Source organism: Thermobacillus xylanilyticus, from assembly GCF_907165215.1.
Classification (GTDB): domain Bacteria; phylum Bacillota; class Bacilli; order Paenibacillales; family Paenibacillaceae; genus Thermobacillus; species Thermobacillus xylanilyticus.
Genome location: NZ_CAJRAY010000034.1, coordinates 1 through 1,593 on the forward strand (window position 1 = coordinate 1; position 1,593 = coordinate 1,593).

3 protein-coding genes are annotated in these 1,593 nt (G+C 57.9%); 2 read left to right on the forward strand and 1 reads right to left on the reverse strand.

What is annotated here, in order from left to right; genetic code table 11:
• Positions 1-39: 39 nt before the first annotated feature.
• Complete coding sequence (locus tag KJQ12_RS07290; protein WP_213484082.1) at positions 40-513, reverse strand: SprT family protein; 474 nt, start codon at positions 511-513, stop codon at positions 40-42.
• Positions 514-912: 399 nt separating this feature from the next.
• On the opposite strand from KJQ12_RS07290, the gene KJQ12_RS07295 reads away from it, so the two are divergent.
• Positions 913-1,266, forward strand: coding sequence for a hydrolase/acyltransferase (locus KJQ12_RS07295; RefSeq protein ID WP_213484083.1), 354 nt, complete (start codon positions 913-915; stop codon positions 1,264-1,266).
• A 117-nt stretch (positions 1,267-1,383) separates the two neighbouring features.
• Positions 1,384-1,530 (forward strand): cortex morphogenetic protein CmpA, encoded by a 147-nt coding sequence (gene cmpA, locus KJQ12_RS07300; protein ID WP_213484084.1) that lies wholly within the window; start codon positions 1,384-1,386, stop codon positions 1,528-1,530.
• The last annotated feature ends 63 nt before the right edge of the window (positions 1,531-1,593 follow it).

Below are 1,593 nucleotides of genomic sequence, written 5' to 3' on the forward strand. Positions count from 1 at the left end.
AAAATTACGTGAGTGATCCATTGCCCTTCGGTAACATTTTTATATGAGTTGACACGGCATGAACAAACGCAATTTTCCTCCGCAATTTCCACAGGCGTAACGGCGCGGATCCATCCGGCGTTTCCGCAAATATTCGGTCCCGCAGGAGACGCATTTCAGCATATAGCGCGGCGGCTTCGTTACGCGCGGCCTGCTGCCCGGCAGATGGCGGCAATACCGGCTGCCGCCGACCTTAACGAGCAGCTCCATGAAATCCCGGTCACGATGGCGGTATCCGCGGTTCATCAAATGCAGATGATAGTGGCACAGCTCGTGCTTGATGATTTTGGCCGTCTCTTCGGGGCCGAACTGCTCCAGCTGCTTCGGGTTGATCTCGATGTTGTGCGTCTTCAGAAAATAGCGTCCGCCCGTCGAGCGCAGTCTGCGGTTGAACGTCGCCCGGTGGCGGAACGGCAAGCCGAAGCTTTCCAGCGATATCCGCTCGACCCATGCCTGCAGCGCATCGTCGTCCACACCGGTTCATTCCTTTCCCGCAGGCGCTTTCCGCGGCGCCGTCCGTCATGAATATACTTGAATTTATAAGATGCCGTGCGTTACACTGTCAAGTAGTTTTGCCATGCTGTTAAGGACCGGGCGGCGGGGCTCGGCGGCCTTGCGGCTGCCTGCAACGGCAATTTGGCCGCGGGTTTATCTTTAACGAAACGGACAGCACTTATTTAACCGAATCGATGGCATATCGAATTCACAACGCAACTTAGACACGTTATTCATCCTTTCGTTGCGAGCTCAAAAATGCCTGAAAGGCGAAAATTGCGTTGCCACGTTTCGTTAAACCGCCGACCGCCTGCCACCGGCCCCGTCCCCGACGGCAGCATGGAACGAACGACCGTGAAGAAGAAAGGAAACGATCGAATGCCGACGATGCGCTATGTTATTCTGCACGGACCGGACGGCCTGCAATACGTCGAAATGCCGGCGAGCCACGCCTATCAGCTGAGCGCGCTCCTGCTTCGGCTGCACAAGGAGATCGGCAAGCTGACCGCCGACAACGTGCCGCAGCTTCCGCATGTCTCCGCCGAGTGCTCCGATCTGGAACTGCACGATCCTTCGGCCTCCGTCATCAGCGGACTCGATTTCATGAACCGGCTGGAACAGCGCTTCGCCCAAATCCGCGAGCAGTCCTATCCGCTCATCTCGCTGCTGACGGAGATCCGGGCGCTCCTGGCCCAGCTCGAACAATGGTACGACGAAGAATACGGCGCTTGACCAAAGCCTCATCAGCCCGGCCGGCATGATGCCCGGTTGCAAATGGGACCTGCACGGACATCCGCCCAACTCCATATGTTATACGAGACATGGCATATCCGGAGGAGGACGATCGTCATGCCGCAATGGCTGTGCAATCAACTGATGCGGGCTTTCCAGAAGAAAGACAGCCGGCAGATCCGGCTGCTGAACGATTGCTGGTTCTTCTATCGCTCCAAACCCCGGAAGGACGACGGTGACCGGCAGACGGGCCTGCTTCCGTGACAGACCCGCTGCCGCGCACAAGGCCGGCCGGCATCACAGGGATGCCGGCCGGCCTTGTCGTTT